Source organism: Lunatimonas sp. (assembly GCF_020832325.1).
Taxonomy (GTDB): domain Bacteria; phylum Bacteroidota; class Bacteroidia; order Cytophagales; family Cyclobacteriaceae; genus Lunatimonas.
This window is the reverse complement of sequence record NZ_JAFIEU010000019.1, coordinates 128,104-147,008: the sequence shown is the minus strand read 5'-3', so window position 1 is coordinate 147,008 and position 18,905 is coordinate 128,104. Positions and strand designations below refer to the sequence as shown.

At 46.0% G+C, this 18,905-nt stretch carries 9 protein-coding genes; all 9 read right to left on the bottom strand.

Features of this window, described 5'->3' with window-relative positions; all coding sequences use genetic code 11:
* Positions 1–27: 27 nt before the first annotated feature.
* A complete protein-coding gene (locus JJU34_RS07660; protein WP_228691750.1) occupies positions 28–1,593 on the bottom strand; it encodes a sulfatase-like hydrolase/transferase in 1,566 nt (521 codons plus the stop codon).
* 17 nt (positions 1,594–1,610) lie between these two features.
* Positions 1,611–3,080 (bottom strand): sulfatase-like hydrolase/transferase, encoded by a 1,470-nt coding sequence (locus JJU34_RS07655; protein ID WP_228691749.1) that lies wholly within the window; start codon positions 3,078–3,080, stop codon positions 1,611–1,613.
* Between the two features lie 83 nt (positions 3,081–3,163).
* Positions 3,164–3,826 carry an SGNH/GDSL hydrolase family protein gene (locus tag JJU34_RS07650; RefSeq protein ID WP_228691748.1) on the bottom strand — a complete coding sequence of 221 codons (663 nt, stop codon included), beginning with the start codon at positions 3,824–3,826 and terminating at the stop codon, positions 3,164–3,166.
* A gap of 111 nt (positions 3,827–3,937) precedes the next feature.
* Positions 3,938–6,355: a glycoside hydrolase family 95 protein gene (locus JJU34_RS07645; protein ID WP_228691747.1), complete on the bottom strand. Its 2,418-nt coding sequence runs from the start codon at positions 6,353–6,355 to the stop codon at positions 3,938–3,940.
* Positions 6,356–6,557: 202 nt separating this feature from the next.
* Positions 6,558–9,497 (bottom strand): sugar-binding domain-containing protein, encoded by a 2,940-nt coding sequence (locus JJU34_RS07640; protein ID WP_228691746.1) that lies wholly within the window; start codon positions 9,495–9,497, stop codon positions 6,558–6,560.
* Positions 9,498–9,527: 30 nt separating this feature from the next.
* Positions 9,528–10,994 (bottom strand): RagB/SusD family nutrient uptake outer membrane protein, encoded by a 1,467-nt coding sequence (locus tag JJU34_RS07635; protein WP_228691745.1) that lies wholly within the window; start codon positions 10,992–10,994, stop codon positions 9,528–9,530.
* A 130-nt stretch (positions 10,995–11,124) separates the two neighbouring features.
* The gene (locus tag JJU34_RS07630) at positions 11,125–14,418 is read right to left on the bottom strand and encodes a TonB-dependent receptor (protein ID WP_228691744.1); all 3,294 of its coding nucleotides are present in this window, start codon (positions 14,416–14,418) and stop codon (positions 11,125–11,127) included.
* 236 nt (positions 14,419–14,654) lie between these two features.
* On the bottom strand, positions 14,655–17,156 hold the full coding sequence (locus JJU34_RS07625; RefSeq protein ID WP_228691743.1) for a glycerophosphoryl diester phosphodiesterase: 2,502 nt from the start codon (positions 17,154–17,156) through the stop codon (positions 14,655–14,657).
* 89 nt (positions 17,157–17,245) lie between these two features.
* A complete protein-coding gene (locus JJU34_RS07620) occupies positions 17,246–18,889 on the bottom strand; it encodes an arylsulfatase (RefSeq protein ID WP_228691742.1) in 1,644 nt (547 codons plus the stop codon).
* Between the last annotated feature and the right edge of the window lie 16 nt (positions 18,890–18,905).

The window sequence follows — 18,905 nt, the reverse complement described above, 5'->3', positions numbered from 1 at the left end:
TTTGGTTAAAGTTAATGGGATTTTTTTTCAGCGGAACGATTCTGTTTGTTCAAATTCGAATACAGGGATTTCCGTTTTCGCTTCCCTCTCATAGGTATTCCAGAATGCGTTTCCCTGTCCGGTGGTAAACTCTGAAGTGGAGTTACCGTCGTTTTGATGCGCCTTCTCGGTAAGCAATACTTTCCTTAATCTGGATAAGTCCTTTAGGTAGTTTGGTTGCCCGGCAAGGTTAATCCGTTCCTCGGGGTCTGTTGTTAAATCAAACAACTGGGTAAAACGCCTATTGTCAACCGCATATTCGATCAATTTAAACCGATCGTCTCGGACAGCACGTTGCCAGTACATAAAGGCGAAGTAAAGATGCTCTCGGTGCTGATTATCCGGGTCTGCAATCAAATCTGCCATGCTTTTAAATTGAACCGCTTCAGGTACCGGCAATCCCGCAAGATCACACAGGGTGGGGTTTATATCGTAGATATAGCAAAGTTGTTCACGCACTTCTCCTTTTGGAATCCCTGGCCCTACTAACACGAGCGGCACACGAATCGAATGTTCATACAGGTTTTGCTTCCCCATTAGCCCATGTTTACCAACAGCTAGCCCATTGTCGGAGGTAAACACAATGATCGTATTTTCGTAATGTCCCGACCGCTTTAAGGCCTCGAGTATACGGCTTATCTGGAAGTCATCGTGGGAAACCATGGCATAGTAGTCAGCAATTTGCTGCTGGATTTCGTCAGGTGTGCGGGGAAAACCCACCAATTGCTCGTCCCGTATCCGCAGCATACCATTGTCAAATGGGTGCTGGGGTAAATACGATGCGGGCAGAACCATCTCATCGGCAGAATACTTGGCCTGAAACTCCGTCGGTGCCTGCCTTGGATCATGGGGAGTTTGAAAGGCCACATAGGCAACAAATGGCACCTCGCTATCTGCCTGCTCTTCGATAAAGCGTATGGCCGCATCTGCGTACACCTCGGCTGAATGGGTTCCCGAATGAATTTCCTCCCGCTCCCTTGAGTAGTCTCCTTCCGGAGAAAAAGACACCAAAGGAAGTCTGTATTGGGAGCCGGTCATGCCCCGAAACAGTACCTTGTCCGCGTGATTGAAAGAACGGGCAAAATGTCCATCGCGGCCGGGCTCATTTTTGCCGGTCGCAAAGGTGTTGTACCCGTTCTCTAGAAAAATCTGGAACAACGTCTGATAGGCATCTGATATCTCGAAGCCATATTGGCCCTGATTTTCAAGGTTCCAGAGTGTGCGTCCACTGAAAAGCATCGCCCGGGAAGGGGAACATATTGCGGGAGAACTTCCCCCCATCACATAGGCATTGGTAAAATGGGTGCCTTCGGCCACCAAAGCATCCATGGTGGGCGTCTGTATCAGGGTGTTTCCTAAGGCCCCAATGGTTGAAAACGCCTGATCGTCTGTCAAAATAAACAAGATATTCGGTTTAGTCTCGATTTCATTTGCATCGCTATTCCCATCGATGCCTTCAAATAGAGTAAGTAGAGAAGATGAGATCCCCCAGCTAATGGATGAAACTACTAGAATTAGCGTTATAACTCGGCTATTTACCCCCTTACTTCTCATAATAACTACAGATTGAATTAATTTAACTGAAATGACCGTATATCCCTTCTAGGACTGTTGTATTCCGAATGAAACAGCTGTTTGAGCTCCTCCAGTTTTTCAGGAAATTCCAACGCTAGATCAATATTTTCTTTGGGATCGGATGTCAACTCATGCAGCATGTAGATTTCACTTCCTTCAAAATACCTTAGTTTCCATCCATCATTGGATATCAGCGATGCCCCTCTATGGGGCGCATATCTTACATACCCTTTATTTATCACAAAGATGTGTTCTATTTGGGCAGCTGATTCACCCTTCAACGTGGGCAGGTAAGAAATCCCATCTTTACCAGCTGGCATTTCAGCACCGACTATTTCCGCAAGTGTTGGCATCAGGTCATAATTGGCGACAAGAAGGTCTGAAGTGCTACCGGGCTCAACTACACTAGGCCACCGCACAAATAAAGGTACTTTGATCCCCCCTTCCCAAAAAGAAAACTTTTTGCCTGATAAATTTTGATTTCCATTGAAAACATCTCCATCCTGTTCGCTGTCAAATTTATCGGAAAGCATGCTCTTACTCTCATCGTACACCTTTTGATGTGCTAGCTCGTAATAAATCTCGTGACCGTTATCCACAGAAAAAATAACCACGGTATTATCATCAATACCTTTTTTGACCAGCTCATCCAAAAGAACCCCTACGTGCTCATCAAGCATTTTGACCATGGATGCATATTCCTTCTGAGTTAACGTCAACTGCTCGTTATCAATAAAATCCGGATGTATTTGAGGAATCATGATGTCTCCATGGGGAATCTGAGAGGGATGGTAGAGAAAGAAAGGCTCGTCACTGGAATAGTTTCTGATAAAATCTACCATGTCCTCTATAAACAGCTCCTGGGAATACGTGCTTCCTGGCTCCTTGCTATTAGATGAATGGTTACCTTCTATAAAAACCTCCTCCCCGTTTCTGAAAAGGGATTTAGGATAATACCCATGGCAGTCTTGATGGTCATAGTAACCAAAGTGATAGTCCCATCCCTGCCTGATAAGCCGGTCTGGGGTAGTTGAAAACCCCCATTCCAATTTACCGACCTGCGCGGTATAATAGCCAGACTCTTTCAGTAACTGCGGTAAGAAAACCTCTTCGTCAGGTATCTCTCCATGGGCTCTGTTCACACTGTCAACAACTTGCTGGTAGCTGAGTTTTCCATCCCTGTAATCAATCCAAATTCCACCAGCAACATACCTCCACGCGTTCGCATGACTATCATGCAGCCCGGTAAGAAGACTGGCTCTAGCGGGCAAACAATAGCTACTGCTGTAGCTTCTCGTAAATCTCATCCCTTCCAGTACCAACTTATCGATATTTGGAGTCTTAATTATTTCCTGTCCATTCACACCAAGAAGGCCACTTCCCAAATCATCCGCATAGATAAATAGTATGTTTGGCTTCTTTTGCCCCAGATCTTCATGCTCCTTCTTATGGCCACAAGAAATCATTAGTGAACATACACTATAAAATATTACCCGTTTCAATGATTTCAATATGGTATGAATAAAGGATTTAATAACGCCAACATTCATTAATTCAACACTTTTTCAAGCACCTCTACAATTAGTTTACTCAACTCTTTATTTCCTGCATCAGTAAAATGTACATCATCATCACCAAACCCATGTTCTTTATGTATAACTTTGGATTTCTTGTAAATATCCTTGACCGTCACAGAATGATCCTTCATAACCTGAAGTGCAACTTTATTGTAGATGATAGGATCTTTGGAGAACCTTCCGGGTTCATTTTCGGGAACGAAGGTTGTGGTTACAAAAACCAACTTTGCGTCACTCAGCTCTTTCATGATTCCTACCAATGACTCAAGATTTTCCTTGTACTTATCCACCGTAAAAGTTATCGTACCATTTACTTTATCGCGGTTACCAGCCGACTTGGAATCCGGATGCCTGTAACAAAGGTCATGTAGGCCCCAATTAAACAGTATGATGTCCCAATCCCCATTACCAATATATTCTCTGATGTACGTCAATCCCTTTCCCGTATCACCAGCATTGCCTGGATTGTGCATCACAACCGCCCGATCTTTGAAATGATCTGTAACATAGCGGGTATATCCTCCGGAGATAGAATCTCCAATTATCAAAATCCTCGGCTTTTTCTCAACAGCTGAGGAAAAAACAAGGATCAAAAGAACCAATAACGAGTTGATAAAATTGCTATATATCTTCATATCGATAAGACATTTTTTATTCCCTATTATTCCTTGACAATAGTCATACATCAATACGGTTTATTGAAACCAACAAAGCCAATTTATCAATACCGTCAGGCCTGAACTACATTATCCAAGTTTAAAATCTGATAAACGGAGGGCTTTCGTTCCGCGGCCATTAAACTCAAATTTAACCTCCTTTCCCAAATACCTAACCACAACTGAACCAGCACGATTTGACTTGATTAAAGCGCGAATTAGGCGGTTGTTTTCCCAGTATATGTCCACCTCAAATCCTCCCCGAGCTTTCAGCCCTTTAACCTCACCGGAAGACCATTCTATGGGCAATGCGGGCAAGAGTTGAATGACTCCCGTATGACTTTGGATGAGCATTTCTGCGATCCCAGCGGTCGTTCCAAAGTTGCCATCAATCTGGAAGGGCGGATGCAAATTGAACAGATTTGGTTCAACACTCCCTGACAAAATGGTATTGAGACTTTCACTTGCCTTTTCCGGTTCCTGCAATCTCGCATACTGGCTAATCAGCCAGGCTGCGCTCCAACCAAACGTCCCAGCCTGGGTATCGCCAACCCCGTTTTGAATTCGAAATTCAAGTGACTTCTTGGCCGCTGCGGCCAACTCGGGAGTTTCTTCCATATTGATTTGAGAACCTGGGTGCAAAGCGAACAGGTGTGATATGTGCCGATGACCTGGCTCTACTTCCGGGAATTCTTCTGCCCATTCCATAATCCGTCCGTCCGAGCCGATCTCGGGACCAGCAAGTCTCTCCCTTGCATCCAATACCTTTCTAACTAGCTCATCCATCTTATTTAATTCCGTAGAAGTGGAAACAAAATCTGTAAAAAGTTGCCAAATCACCTGCTGATCATGTGCAGGCCCCATGCTTATCTGACTATGGCTGCCATCGGGCGCAACAAAGGTGTTCTCTGGAGAAACCGCCGGGCCAGAAACCAATTTTCCGGTTTGTGGGTGCTCCACCAACCAATCCAGATAAAACATGACAGATCCCCACATCACCGGATACATCTGGGCTAAAAATTCCTTATCTCCCGTATAAAGGTAGTGTTCCCATATATGGGTGCAAAGCCAAGCACCTGCCCCCAAATGCATACCCCAACTCGCTTTTTCTCCGGGAGAAGTAAAGCCCCATACATTGGCAATAGGATGTACTACCCATCCGCTATGATCGTATTGGATCTTCGCAGTTCGTTCACCCGGCTTTACCAAAGAGTTGATTAAATTAAACATAGGAAGCTGCAGTTCAGAAAGGTTGGTCACTCCAGCTGGCCAATAGTTCATTTGGATGTTTACATCGGTGTGATAGTCTCCGTTCCAAGGCGAATGCACTTGATCTGCCCATAAGCCCTGCAAATTCGCTGGCATTGTCCCCGGCCTGGATGAGGCAATCAATAAGTATCTTCCATACTGAAATATCAGCTCAACCAATCGCGAATCCCCTCTCAGCTGTTTGGCACGTGCTATTCTCTTATCAGTAGCGATATCGTCGATCCTGGTTTCACCTAGTCTAAATTGTACTCTATCAAAATAGGATTTGTATTCCTCCAGATGCCTCTGAAACAACTGCTCATAGGGTACCTTTAAAGCGGCCTTGAGATGGGTATCGGTAACACATTCATAGTCTGTACCTTTGTAGGTGGGATAGCTTAATACGTAATCTGTAGATGCCGAAAGGATCATTGTCACCTCATCGGCATCTTTTACGATAACCGTAGAATCCGTGTAGCTTACCGTGCCGTTGGTGTTGAGCGCGGCAAGTCTAGCCATATATTCGAGGCCGTCACCTCCTTTACCATCAGAAAGCGCTCCTTTCATGATCAATTGTTGATCCTCTGTATGGGTAGTAAAACGCTCAAGCCTATCCATTTTACATGAAAAAGAAATGCTACCGGGTTGATCAGCCGAAAACCGTGCTACCAGCACCTGATCGGGATAGCTAGCAAATATCTCCCGGGAATAATTCACACCATCTTGTGCATACTTCACCCTAACCACAGCATCTTCCAAATCCAACTCTCTCTGATAATTATGAAATTCAGCGTCAGTTCCAAAATCGAACCATAACTCGCCAAGGGTTTGAAAGCTTCCAAATGGACCTCCACGCCTTGAGCCAACACCCAAGCAAATTTGGGTTTCATTGGTAAGTTGGGTAGCCTCTAGGTATTTTCCCTGGTAAAGCAAATTTCGGATTTTGTCCAAGGCCTTCGGAGCTTCAGGGTTGTCGTTGTCCGTGGGGCTTCCCGACCACATGGTTTGCTCATTCAGTTGTATCCTCTCCAAATTAACATCTCCAAATACCATCGCCCCCAAAGAACCATTGCCAAGCGGAAGAGCCTTTAGCCATTCCCGTTGATGAGAAAAATTTTCATTTTCAATTACCTTGGCAGGACTGGTATACCACAACTTTATGTGGTCTTCTGGGCCATCTTCAGAAGAACAAGAAGAAAAAACGATTCCTGCTAGCGTAAACAAACCTAGTAGCGTTAGTTTCTTTACTGGATTCTCCATGGTCGTGTTTAAGCTTGTTACACTATGGTTAGTTTATTCATACATTCATTTAAGTCCCGTCTTGTTATCATGTTTTAACCTAATGATTATTCATGACTTAGGACTGCGAGTAGGCACCTACTATTTGCTATCCTTCGAACGGGACTACGAAAGGTGACCCCGACAGTTACTCGGAGACTTTCTCCACTATCCTGCACCCAAATCAGGGCAATATCTGTGCGATCAGCGATGTGTCAAGTGCGAACTGAGGTGAAAATACAGGAGAATTCACATACTGGATTAAACTGTAATACAACTGCCTAGCCTCCGGCAAATGCTGGAGATTCGGAATATCAATGGCACAGACCAGGACACTGCCTTTCCCCATTTTCGTCTCGAATATCATCCCCAGCTTATGGTTTCGAGCAAAATTGTCAATGGTCTGAACCAGCGGCCTGTAATCAGCCGGCGTATTATCCAGAATTATCGGTCGGGCATTTTTCACCAAATGCCACCATTGCCAATTACTGTGAAACTCTGTTGGAAAATTGGCGAGCAACGGCGAATCCGGATCACACACAAAACCCAATGACCCTGGAGCCGGCTCCTTTCCTTGATTGAGCGCAGAACGCAAGAACATAGGATAACTCCAGTAGTCGGTCTGAAAGGCTCCCCTGATAGAATAGGGCAATCGGTCATGTTCCGGAAACAGGATTACCTTTCCGCCACTTTCCAAATGTTGCATGGTCTTTGCATCCAGCCTTCTGGAGACCAGCGTTTCATCCGGAACCTTCAAGTCAACCGACTCGGGATAAACCCAAACATCATACTTATTACTATAGGATGTCCCCTCGATGGAAAGGGTAAGAGTCAACTTCTCGGCAACCAAAATTTCATTCAATGGAAAACTGATTTTGCCTACTTCATGCAACATTCCCTTTCGGATGTCGCCATTTTGAAGTTTACCTATTCTATAGGTTTTTCCCTTGCGGTCTTTTAGCTCCCAAATGAGCGTGGGATTCAGAAAATCGGACTTTCCGTAATGCGCTACATCCACTTGGGCTGAAAATGTCTCTTCATTGGTCCATGTATACTTTTCCATTTTTAGCAAAGGCACCACTTCGCTGCAAAACCTTCTCCACTCTTCCGGTTCAATAAGACCTTTGGACTCCATAAACACGTTCAGAATACCCACGGGAGCGGTTCCCTGCCCTGGAAAATCCATGATATCCAGCAATTGAAATCCGGCAAGATCTGACGTACGTAACGCTGCCTCCACTTCCTCCCGATAGCAGATGGCTGCCAATTTTCCCGAAGCAGCTACAAAAGCAGGGTACTGATCATACATTTGGGCGTCTTTTAAACGCTGCTCAAAAAGCTCAAAATTCCTCGCTCGGGTGACTCCTGTGAATTTGGGTATTTCCGAAAAATCAGGAGAAACCTGATAGGCACCTGTTTCATGGGCAATCACGGGAACCTCTACGTGTCCGATCGAATGGTCGTAGTCAATCAGCGTAGATGGCGGTAGATTATCCACGTGCCCACTGGAAACGGCTCCATGAAAATTAGCCCCGCGCACATGAAGGTTGGTGTCCGTTCGACTGATAACCCAAAAGTCATCTCCTTCCGCAAACGAAGGCTCCCAGTGCATGTTGTTGCTTCCCTGAGCATACAGTCTTCTGCTGTCCATCTCTTTGAAACCTGCCACCAATTCGAACATACTCGGGTTCCGCCCCAACTCATTTCCAAGCGTAAACAGCGTAAAGGACGGATGATTGCCGAAGTAGCGAAATATCAATTCCGCCTCCTTATGCAGATAGTCCTTTAGCGTCATATTAAACTTGGAGCCGCTTATAGCTAGGTAATCGGGGTTATGGACTTTCATCGCTTCCTCATCGTCCATACTCCTTAGATCCATTCCACTTCGCTTGTTGGGGAGTTCCGGCTGTAAATACACCCCTACCATATCTGCGGCCACCAAAGCTTCCTTTGGGGGAAACCAGGTATGAAAGCGCCAGTGGTTGATCCCATAGGCCTTTAATAGACGAAACATCCCCAGCCAACTTTCCCGATCCATCGGGGCGTATCCGGTAAGCGGATAATTCGCACAGTCGATTCGGCCACGAAGAAAAACCCGATCACCGTTGATGAGCAGGTGCTTGCCTTTCTGGACAAATTCCCTCATACCGAAATCCGTAACCATGGAATGGCGATACGAAGATATGCCGTCTGTAACCGACAGGCTGATTGTTAGGCGGATCAATGCCGGATCAAACTCATCCCAGCGAGGAGCCAGCGTGCCAAAATCATAAAAAAACTCCAGCGTCTGTCCATCAACAAGCTGTACAAGCTCTTGTTTATACCCTTTAAAAGTGACGGGATCACGGACGTTCCAGCTTTCTGCTTGGACTTCCATCGTGCCGTTGACGGGATTTGAGGTGATGTTTCCAATTGTAGCAACGACCTTTACACGGTTGTTGGCTACATCCGGATAGGTTTGTACCTGATCAATCCACACCGGATCGGTGGCTTGTAGCTCAAGCCGACCCACCACCCCATTCCAATTCGTCTGGGTACGTTCATCAATGGCGTGCGCAGGTCCAACGGGTGGCAAAATGGAGTTGTCTATCAAAAGTGATAGCCGGTTTGTTCCCTCTTTAGCCGCGGCCGTCAGGTCAAAAAACTGGGGTCCGCTTAACGTGTTTTCGTATCCTACGTAGGTATCGTTCACCCAAACATGGGTATCCTTGGTTCGCTCCAGAAACAATTGGATCCGCTTGCCTATCCAATCTGCCGGTATCTCCACTTCCTTTTGATACCAAGCGGCACCTTTCCAAAACCATACCCGGGACAGACGGTCATCTACCCGCTCGTCGATGAATTGGCCTTTCTTGTTTTCATCGGTTGTGCCGGGCAGAGTCACCGTATCGGTTAACTTTTGCGAAAACCATCGCTCCTTGATACCTAAATGCTCAGGGTCAAGCCCAAAATCCCAGGTACCAGACAATGGTATTGTCGCTGTTTGCCATTGGAAAAAATGAGGCTGGATCGGCGCCTCGGAAACCTTGAAGTTTCGCTGACAAGCCGATCCAGCCATAGCAGCCACTAGCATAACTCCCAATAGAAGGGATTGAGATAAAGAAAACCTTATCCTATTAATCATATCAAGTTTACTGCCAATGGATTTTTCCACCTAATAGCCCTGATTTTGGCGCATGTTGGTGTTTACATCAATTACGTTCTGAGGAATCGGAAAGTGGATGCGCCAAGGTTCGAGCGTCCGGCCAAGTTCTTTTCCTTTGACCTCTAAAAACCTTCCTGTTCGCCTCAGGTCAAACCCCCTTTGAAACTCAAAACTGAACTCAACCCTTCTTTCATGTTCAATGGCCTCTGCAAGCGAATTAATATGGGATGGATAGCCGGGCTGTCCATAACCGGGTAAACCCGCTCTGGATCTAACCATATTGAGGTACTGCGCATCGTTGGTAAGTTCGGCATAGCTGAGCAGAATCTCGGAATACCGGATAATCGGCACGTTAGATCCGTTGTTAAATAGATCTCTAAAGCCATGGTAGTATTTCGCTGTATGAGGCGCAAAGAACGGACTACCATTCGACGGATTCGTAATAAACATCACCGCAGAAATAGACCTCCTTACCTCGTCGTTGGGCTCAAAAGCCTCGAAAAGGCGCTCCTCAACAGCTCCAAGCCCCCATGTACCTACTGGCTGCGTTTGCCCTGGAAAGGTAAAGAATGGTACTGTAGGGGTGTAGTTTTCAACGTAATTATGCCATCTACCAGTTATTCCATGTATAAACTGAAGCTCCAATACGCATTCAGGTGAGTTTTTTGTATAGGCGTCAAAAACATGGGCATAGTCCTCCGGTCCAACAACTCCATCTCGATTGCTATCCAAGGTAAATTGTCCGCTATTGATGACCTGTTCAAGCAGTTCTCGAGCCTCCCCATTTTTACCATAAGACATAAATACCCTTGCAAGCATCGCTCTAGCAGCGTGACTGGTAACCCGGCCTCGGTTTTGGTTGTTATAAGACGGTGGCAGATTACTTACCGCAAAACGTAAATCCTCTTCGACCTTGGCGATGATTTCTGCTTCGGTATTCTGAGACAGAACAATGGCCTGAGTTGGTGTAAGTACCTCTGTTACTAACGGCACCCCACCAAAGCACTGTGCCAGATAATAATAAAAACAGCCCCTTACAAACAACGCCTCGGCACGCAAACGATCTTTCAAGCCTGGGGTAGTAATGACGCTGGAAGCTGCTTCTAGTTCTTCCAAAAAGTCATTGACCCTAAAAATCCCGTTATAGTAACTATTCCACGCGCTTTCAACAGGCCCACTGGCTGAGAATACGTTCATATCATTGGCCATATCGAACCAATCACCAGAAGTACCCACTGTTAAAAAAATGTATGAATCCCCTCCATATGCATCGCCATATGCATAAGGTAAAGACAAAGGGCCCCATACGTTATAAAGTTGATTATAAACTGAATTGGCGGCCATTACCAATTGATTTTCGTTTTGGTAAAAATTGCCAGCTGTAATTAGATGCGGAGGATATTCATCCAGAAAATCCTGGCTACAGGAACCGAACATACATAAGGAACCCATTGCTACTATCAATATCTTTTTCATTTTTCTATAGTTTATTCGTTAATGACCTCATGGAACCCCTGCCCACCTTTAGGTAGGTCGCCTATTGAATACAAACCCCAATGTTTAACGGGTGCAAAGCGATTGATTTCATGAATGTCTGAGCTATTGATTAAAACGATACATTAACCCCCAATGAATATACTCTCGGTATCGGGTATTCTGTATGGGTGAAGCCTCTTCGGATATGGTTATTTCCACTACCACCTTGCTCAGGATCATAACCTATGAAATTATCCCAAGAGAATAGGTTGTTTCCATTGAAGAATACCCTTGCAGTGGCTAGCCCGATACGATTTGCAAAACTGCGGGGAAGGTTATACCCTAGTGTTATATCCTTCAGCTTGACATAAGTTGCGCTCTCGATCCAATAGCTGGAAGGCTGATTGTTCATACCGGTAAGGTCGGTACTCAGCTTATAGTAATAGGAATCCGGGTTTTCGGGCGTCCAAGCATCGGCCATAAAGTCAAGAAAATTACGTCCCCCGTGAAACCAAACCGAACGCCTTCTCATTAAATTGACTTTTTCTCCCCCTACAACTGAAACAACCAATACGCTCAAATCAAAGCCTTTCCAAGTAACACGGTTGTTCATAGACCAGATAAAATCCGGTTGAGAGTCACCTATCAAAGTCCGGTCATCCGTGGTAATTACACCATCTCCGTCTACGTCCCGGTACCTGGCATCTCCGGGTTCTGCTCCGGGAAAGGAGGGAGTTGCATCAATATGGGCCTGATCACGGTAAGTTCCGAGATACTCGTATCCATAATATTGAAACAAAGGTTGACCCACATAAGTACGCACCTGCAATCCAAATGACTGGGCAGGTATCAGGTACTCTTCACCTCCAAGATCCAGTACTTTTCCTCTGTTCAACGAAAAATTCGTGTTGGTAGTCCAGGCCACTTTTCCAACCGTATTCCTAGTTGTCAAGGCAAGTTCCATTCCTTTGTTTTCAACCGTTCCCGTGTTTTGCATCAAGGAAGTAAATCCCGTCAATGATGAAATAGGGAGGTTTAACAAAAGGTCAGCGGTACGTGAATTATAAAAATCGGCTACCAGGTTAACCCGGTTGTTAAATAGTTCCACATCAAACCCAACGTTAAACTGCCCGGTCCGTTCCCATCGCAATTCGGGGTTGGGAAGTGCTGCCTTCTGGAAAAAGGCTGTCATCTGATCACCGATAGGTGCAAATCCCTGGGCCAAAGAGGGCACCCACAAATAATCGCTAAAGTTATCGTTTCCTACTAGGCCATAACTCGCTCGCAGCTTGAAGAATTCAAGGAAGCTTGTCCCCTTCATGAAGTCCTCGTCGCTCACAATCCAGCCCGCGCCCACAGAGGGGAAGTAGCCAAACTTGTAATCTGTTCCAAAGCGTGAAGAGCCATCCTGACGGATCGTAGCTGTAAGTAAATATTTGTCTTTCAGTCCGTAATTGACTCTAGCAAGAGATGACAAAAAAGTTGTGGTCATCTCAAAATCATTGGCAACCGTAACATCCCTTCCTTGGCTCAAAAATGGTGTAATGTCATTTTCATAGTCCCTTCTTGCAGCATTAAACCCGAACCGATTGCGCCTCTCAGCGATATAGCCCCCGGTAAAGTTCAAGCTATGGTCACCAAAGACCTTATTATAGGTGAGCAAATTTTCGAAATACCATCCGTCATTTCGATTCATATTTCTAGCCATGTTACCCGCCCTCCAAAAATTCTCAGGAAGGTTATTGTCAACAGTGGTAAAAAAAGAACTTCGTCCCCATTCTTGGTTATAGGTAAAACTTGACCTGAAGTTCAATCCTTCCATCAGCGTCAGTTCACCCCAAATATTTCCTTGTACGAAATTGTTCTCACTTCTCTTTATATCCCGCATGTGCGAATAAGGGTTCGCCGCGGTATTAAAAAAGTGCCCTTCAAAATTGCTCATCGCCGGTGTGGTTACCGGATACCTGGAATCGTTGCCAATGGTCAACGGCCCCCCCGCATACCCTTGCTCTGTAACTTGCGGAAAAATCGGAGGAAACTCAATACCATGTTGGACGATCGACCAGTCTTCCGGATCATTCCTTATGTAAGTCAAGCGGTTGTTTATGTTCATTCCCGCTTTAAACCATTTACTAAACCTGTTTTCGATTTTTGCATTGAGGTGTACCATTTTGTGGTTGTGATCATTGTCCACGATACCATCTTGATCAGTGTAGCTTCCCGCAAAATAATAGGTGAGTGTTTCGGTGGCTCCTGAACCAGTCAGGTTAATCTTATGCATAGGTGCATTTCTAAATGTTACTTCCTGCCAATCGGTGTCAGGCCAACTCGCACGAACATTGGGATCATCCCACTCCTGAGGCCAGGTATACCGAATATGTCCCCGCGCAGCAACCGTATTAGGTGCGTTGGGATCACCTCCTCTACGGACCACCCATGCATTTTGGGCAGCGGTCATTACCGCTTCCATATATTGCTGGGCGTTCATCATTGGAATTCTTCTGGGCAACTGCTGCACCGAAGTCGTATGGTTTACAGTAAAATTGCTCGATCCCGATTTAGCACGCTTTGTAGTAACCAACACGACCCCAGCCCCACCTCTGGAACCGTAGATTGCTGAGGCAGACGCATCCTTAAGTACCTCAATTGATTCTATAACCATCGGATCTATCACACCAAGATCAGCCATATCAGCCTGTGGTACACCGTCAATGACCAATAAAGGCAGCTGTCCTGCGGAAATTGAATTTAGCCCCCGAACCTGAATTGAAGGCCCGGCACCAGGACGACCAGATCCTTGCACGATCTGTACCCCCGCTATTTGGCCCTGGAGTGCATCTCCAAGATTCGACATGGGCCGGCTTAGCACATCGTCTGCATTGAGCGAAGAAACGGCACCGGTAAGATCCCGCTTTTTGACAGTACCAAATCCGACAACCACCACCTCATCCAAGGAAGATAATTCTGGTTTAAGTGTTACATTGATCTGCGCTCTATTATCCACCCGTATCCTTACAGCGTCAAATCCGATATAGGAAAAAATAAGAGTCCCACCGATTGGAGCATTTAGCGCATAATTACCATCCAAATCCGTTACTGTACCCATTGTGGTACCTTCCAAAGCAACAGAAGCTCCGGGAAGGGCATCTCCCGATTCATCCGTAACTCTACCTCTCACCTGATTATCGCCCTGGAACTCAAAAAAAGCTTCCTCAGCTACTGCATTGTCCAATGTATACAATCCAACACTGGTATATGCTAGATTTCCAACTACCGGCACACTCACCTTTGCATAAGATGAATATACAGTAGCTCCTTGAATTATCAATTGCAATATAAATGTAAAATATACACTCCATTTACTGCAATGTAGACCTTTTCTTAACGACAGATCATCGTCGTGGATTCCTGTAATAGTTTTCATCGGCTTTTGAGTTAGGTTTAAATATCGACCGAAAGATAGATTCAATTAAACTAGCGATCATCCATTATTTTAACTGAAAAATATACTATCTTAGCTAAAACAAGCTCGGCTTACACAACACAAAAAAATCGGAGAGAACTTTTTGGAAAAATTTTCGAATGATTTATAAATTATTCAAAAAACCTTTGATCTAATTAGCTAAAACCCACAGCTTACCACTCGTATGTATATGGAAACTAGTACATAGGGATTTCCAGCACCTGCAACGAATAGGGAGAAAACTCCATGACTATTTCAGGGTTTGGAAAGGGTATCTCTTTGTAATCACCTGCCTCATTATAGCATCTAATAGGCGAGGTTTTATTATTACCGAGTTCTTTCGGAAGCCGCAGCTGGATTTTCTCCGATACCTTTCTATTACTATTGTTTAGTAGCATTACATAACAAACCTTGTCAATTTCATTCCATGCAGCCACGAAATCCAAATAGGGACTAGCTCCCGAAACAAGATCTCTTCTGAAAAACAAAGAAGAGGGATTTCCAAAAACAACCCCTTGTTGAAAGCCAACGGGTTTGTGCGGTCCCACTTTTGGCGTAAAAAATCCTGCCGGAAAGGATATCTGTCCTGCACTACGGTAGGCAATTTCTGACATCAAATAATCCGTTAACATACCTATTTGCCACCATGCATGGTGAGGAAACTTCCCTGCACCTGCATTCATGCTGGTCCAATAGTAGGAGGCAACTTTGTTTTCGGGATGCAGGAAAGCCTCGCGTCCCCAGATAGCACTTCTGGCCAGAAGGGCAAAGTAGGGATCACCAGTCAGCTGGGCCACCCGCAAGAAAAGGCCCGCATGGCTCGCCAGCAGAATAGGACCTCTCCCAGTCGCTGATCCTAAATTCCCCCCGTGTTCAAACCCCAAGCCTACCTGACTGATCGCCCAATCCGGAACCTCGCGCCCGTTTACCATCTTGGTTTGGGAATCCGGTATAGGATGGGTATAAATGGACGATGTGTAAATCTTTGCGGTGAAAAGTGCGGCCTCTTTGTATTTTTCCTCTCCGGTAGCATCACATAGGTCTAAGAGTCCTTGAGCAACCTGTGCCGTGGCAAAATCATTTACAAAACGGGTATCACCACATACTCCGGTGAAATATCCATTACGAACACCCTCTGCTATTAGCCAATCTGCTCCTTTAATGGCAGCATCAATGTAGCGCTCATCTCCCAGAAGCTTATAGGCCACCAGCAAACCATAAAAGGTAGGGCGGTAGTCCTTTAGATCTTGATACACCTCTGTTTTGCCATCTTTGAGGTAACCCGCGGCCCAGCTACCGTCGGATTTCTGCCAGTTCAGCAGGCGTTCTGCTCCAAGTAGTAGATATTGCTTTACCTCTTCGTCCTCGGGATTAAAAAGCAGGATATTGCCTAGGTCAAGCATATTGTAATACGTCAGCGCAACCGGTTCGGTATGATCTCCCCACTCCTCTACCCACTTGTCGCTTTTACTTAGATAGTATTGTCCCTTGATTGCTCCACTGATTTCACTATCTGCACCCTCGATTTGCTGTAACTTGAAATTACGGATCAATGGCAGGCGTCTTTCCTTCAGTTCGAAAAAGTTGGTTGAATTCGCCATCATCCACATGGCACCAATGTCTGAATTCTTGGTTGCATCTCCGTTTGATCCTGATACTCCCCCTAGGTAGGACTGTGCGCCAATCCTCATCCCGTGGGTCTGCAATTCATTCCAACGAGACGTCTCGTCGTCAAGTGAATATTCCAGCAAGTCAAAAATTCGGTGTGTAAGGGAAAGGGATGATTCTTTAAGGGACAGAAATTTCTCTAACTGGTAATCCTGCAATGCCGTTTGCTTGAGGAGTTCATACCAATCTTTATCTGTTACAGTGTATTTACATACGAAGGATAGCCGATCGCCTGCTTCTAGCTTGGCCTTCGAATGGTTTAATAGCGGATAGTAGGCAGTAGGGGTAAGCTTACCCTCGCGGTTCATATGGGAAAAACCCAACCGGGTATCCATGTGCGTTGACTGATCCTTCTCCCATGGGTCACGTCCATATCCTGGAAGAACGGTTACCGATTGGCTAAGCCCTTGCGAATTGCTTAGTATGGAGGTTAACGTCGTGACCGTATTTTCCCTTGCGATGTAGGGAACAGCGGGCAGCCCTTGTGCGTATACCAACGCGGACGGAAGATCTTCCGTTATCGAACGCCCCTGATAATTCCCGGGCACAATACCCCAAGTCAGGTCTTCCGGAGCGGTATAAAACAGATCAGGTGAAGACAAACTGAAATAGCCGGCTTTAGAAGCTTCCAAGCTAATAGTTACTAAAAAAGCACCTGTGGTGTTCATGTCGACTGACCAGGTCACCTCCACTTGCCCAATTTCCAGCTCGCGGCTGAAGACCAAACGATCTTCCTCGAACCGAAGATGCTCAGGGAAGAACGAAAAAGCTGTACCGGCCCTATTCATTCTCACCGAATCCAACACCTGCCTCCATGAAGACTGAATATAGGTAAATTCTTCGTCCGGAAACTTGAGCCCCTGATTATTGTAAATAATCGTATCTAATGAGCCAGAGGGAAAATCAGGACTATATAATATAGTTACCAATCCCGAAGGCGTGACCACGTCAACCCTTTCCCCATTTGACTTCAAAAAGGAGATTTGATCGATTTTCCAGCCGCTGGAACTATTCGACCATGTGATATGCACCGGACCATTTTGAAGAGATGGTCCCCTTTCGCAGGAACACAGCCATCCTAGCATGCAAGTCAAAAAACACCATATTATCGTTTTCATATTCATCTCCTAACCGGCCACTCAACTACCCCTACCCGATCGGCCCACGCTTGGTATTGATGGATCATGGCTTGAAGGACCTCGGGATAGGCATCTGCCAAATTATGCTGCTCCGTGCGATCGGTTTCCATATCGTAAAGCTCCCACGCAAAGCTTGGACCTCTACGCTCCACCAATTTCCACTTGCCGTCCCGAAAACCTCTGTTTCCCTCGTGCTCCCATCCAATGGGCGTTCGCTGGAAGGTTTGATTATTAAAAACAGGTACTAAACTGTGCCCCTCCATCGGAGTGATTGTCTCACCCTTATATTCGGTAGGATATACCCCGCCGACCACTTCCAGTAGCGTCGGCATGATATCCACAATATGTCCAAGATGATCGGAAACTCTCGATGCCTCTTTAATTCCCGCAGGCCAAAAGGCAATGAGTGGTGTAGAAATCCCCCCTTCGTGTATGTAGTGCTTATAGAGTTTAAACGGCGTATTGCTCACGCTGGCCCATTCGGCGCCATAGCTCATGTAGGTACTTTCGGAACCGGGAAAAACACTGACATCGTTGCCCCTCAACAAAGGAGACCCGTCCCGTTGGGTACCCGGAAAATGCAACGAACGGGGCCATCGATCGGTCAGTACCTCGTGGCAACCGCCATTATCCTGTAAAAAGAGGATCAACGTATTTTCCAGCTGATTGGTCTCTTCCAACGCCCGAATGATCTTCCCAATGCCTTGATCCATCCGATCCACCATGGCCGCATACACTTCCATACAGGCAGCCCACCAAGCCTTATCTGCCGTTTCGTCCCAGGCAGGGATCTCCGGGTCTCTACCTTCCAGATTCCAATCCGGATGGATTAACCCAAGCTGCTTCATGCTGGCGATGCGATCTTCGCGAATCTGATCCCATCCTCGGTCGTACTTGCCTTTGTATTTTTCAATGTCTTCCGGTAAGGCGTGGAGTGGCCAGTGAGGCGCTGTGTAGGAAATGTAACCAAAGAAAGGCTTCTCATCTCCTATCTTCGCCTGTTTCCGAATGACCGAAACCGCATGGTCGCTGATGGCGTCGGTGTAGTAAAAGTCCTCCGGAGCATCGACAGGTGTGTTGTTGTGAGTAAGTGTGGACGGATTGAAATAGCTGCCCGCCCCATGGATGGTTCCAAAGAACTCATCGAAACCCCGCTGTTTGGGCCAGTTGTGCTTCGAAGTATGAACACGCTGATCTTCCGTCAACCATGTCTGCCAAGTGTCCACGTGCTTGGTTACATGCCATTTTCCGGACACAAAGGTTTCATATCCAGACGCTTTTAGAACTTCCCCAAGCGTGACACACTGTGCGTTTAGATCCCCTCGGTAACCGGGCAAGCCAAGGTCATTGGTCATATCCCCGATTCCAGCTTGATGGGGGTATAGTCCGGTGAGTAGTGAAGCGCGTGTAGGACAGCATCGCGCCGCATTGTAAAATTGGGTAAACCGAATCCCTTCCGCTGCCAATCGATCGAGATGAGGCGTTTCTATTTCCCCGCCAAAGCTTCCCAAATCAGAGTATCCCATGTCATCTGCCATAATCAACAGGATGTTGGGTCTGCTTTGAGCCCAACCTGCCTGAACCAACCAGCAGGACACGAAACCAACTACAAGTACCTTGATCATCTTTTGCATTACAAAC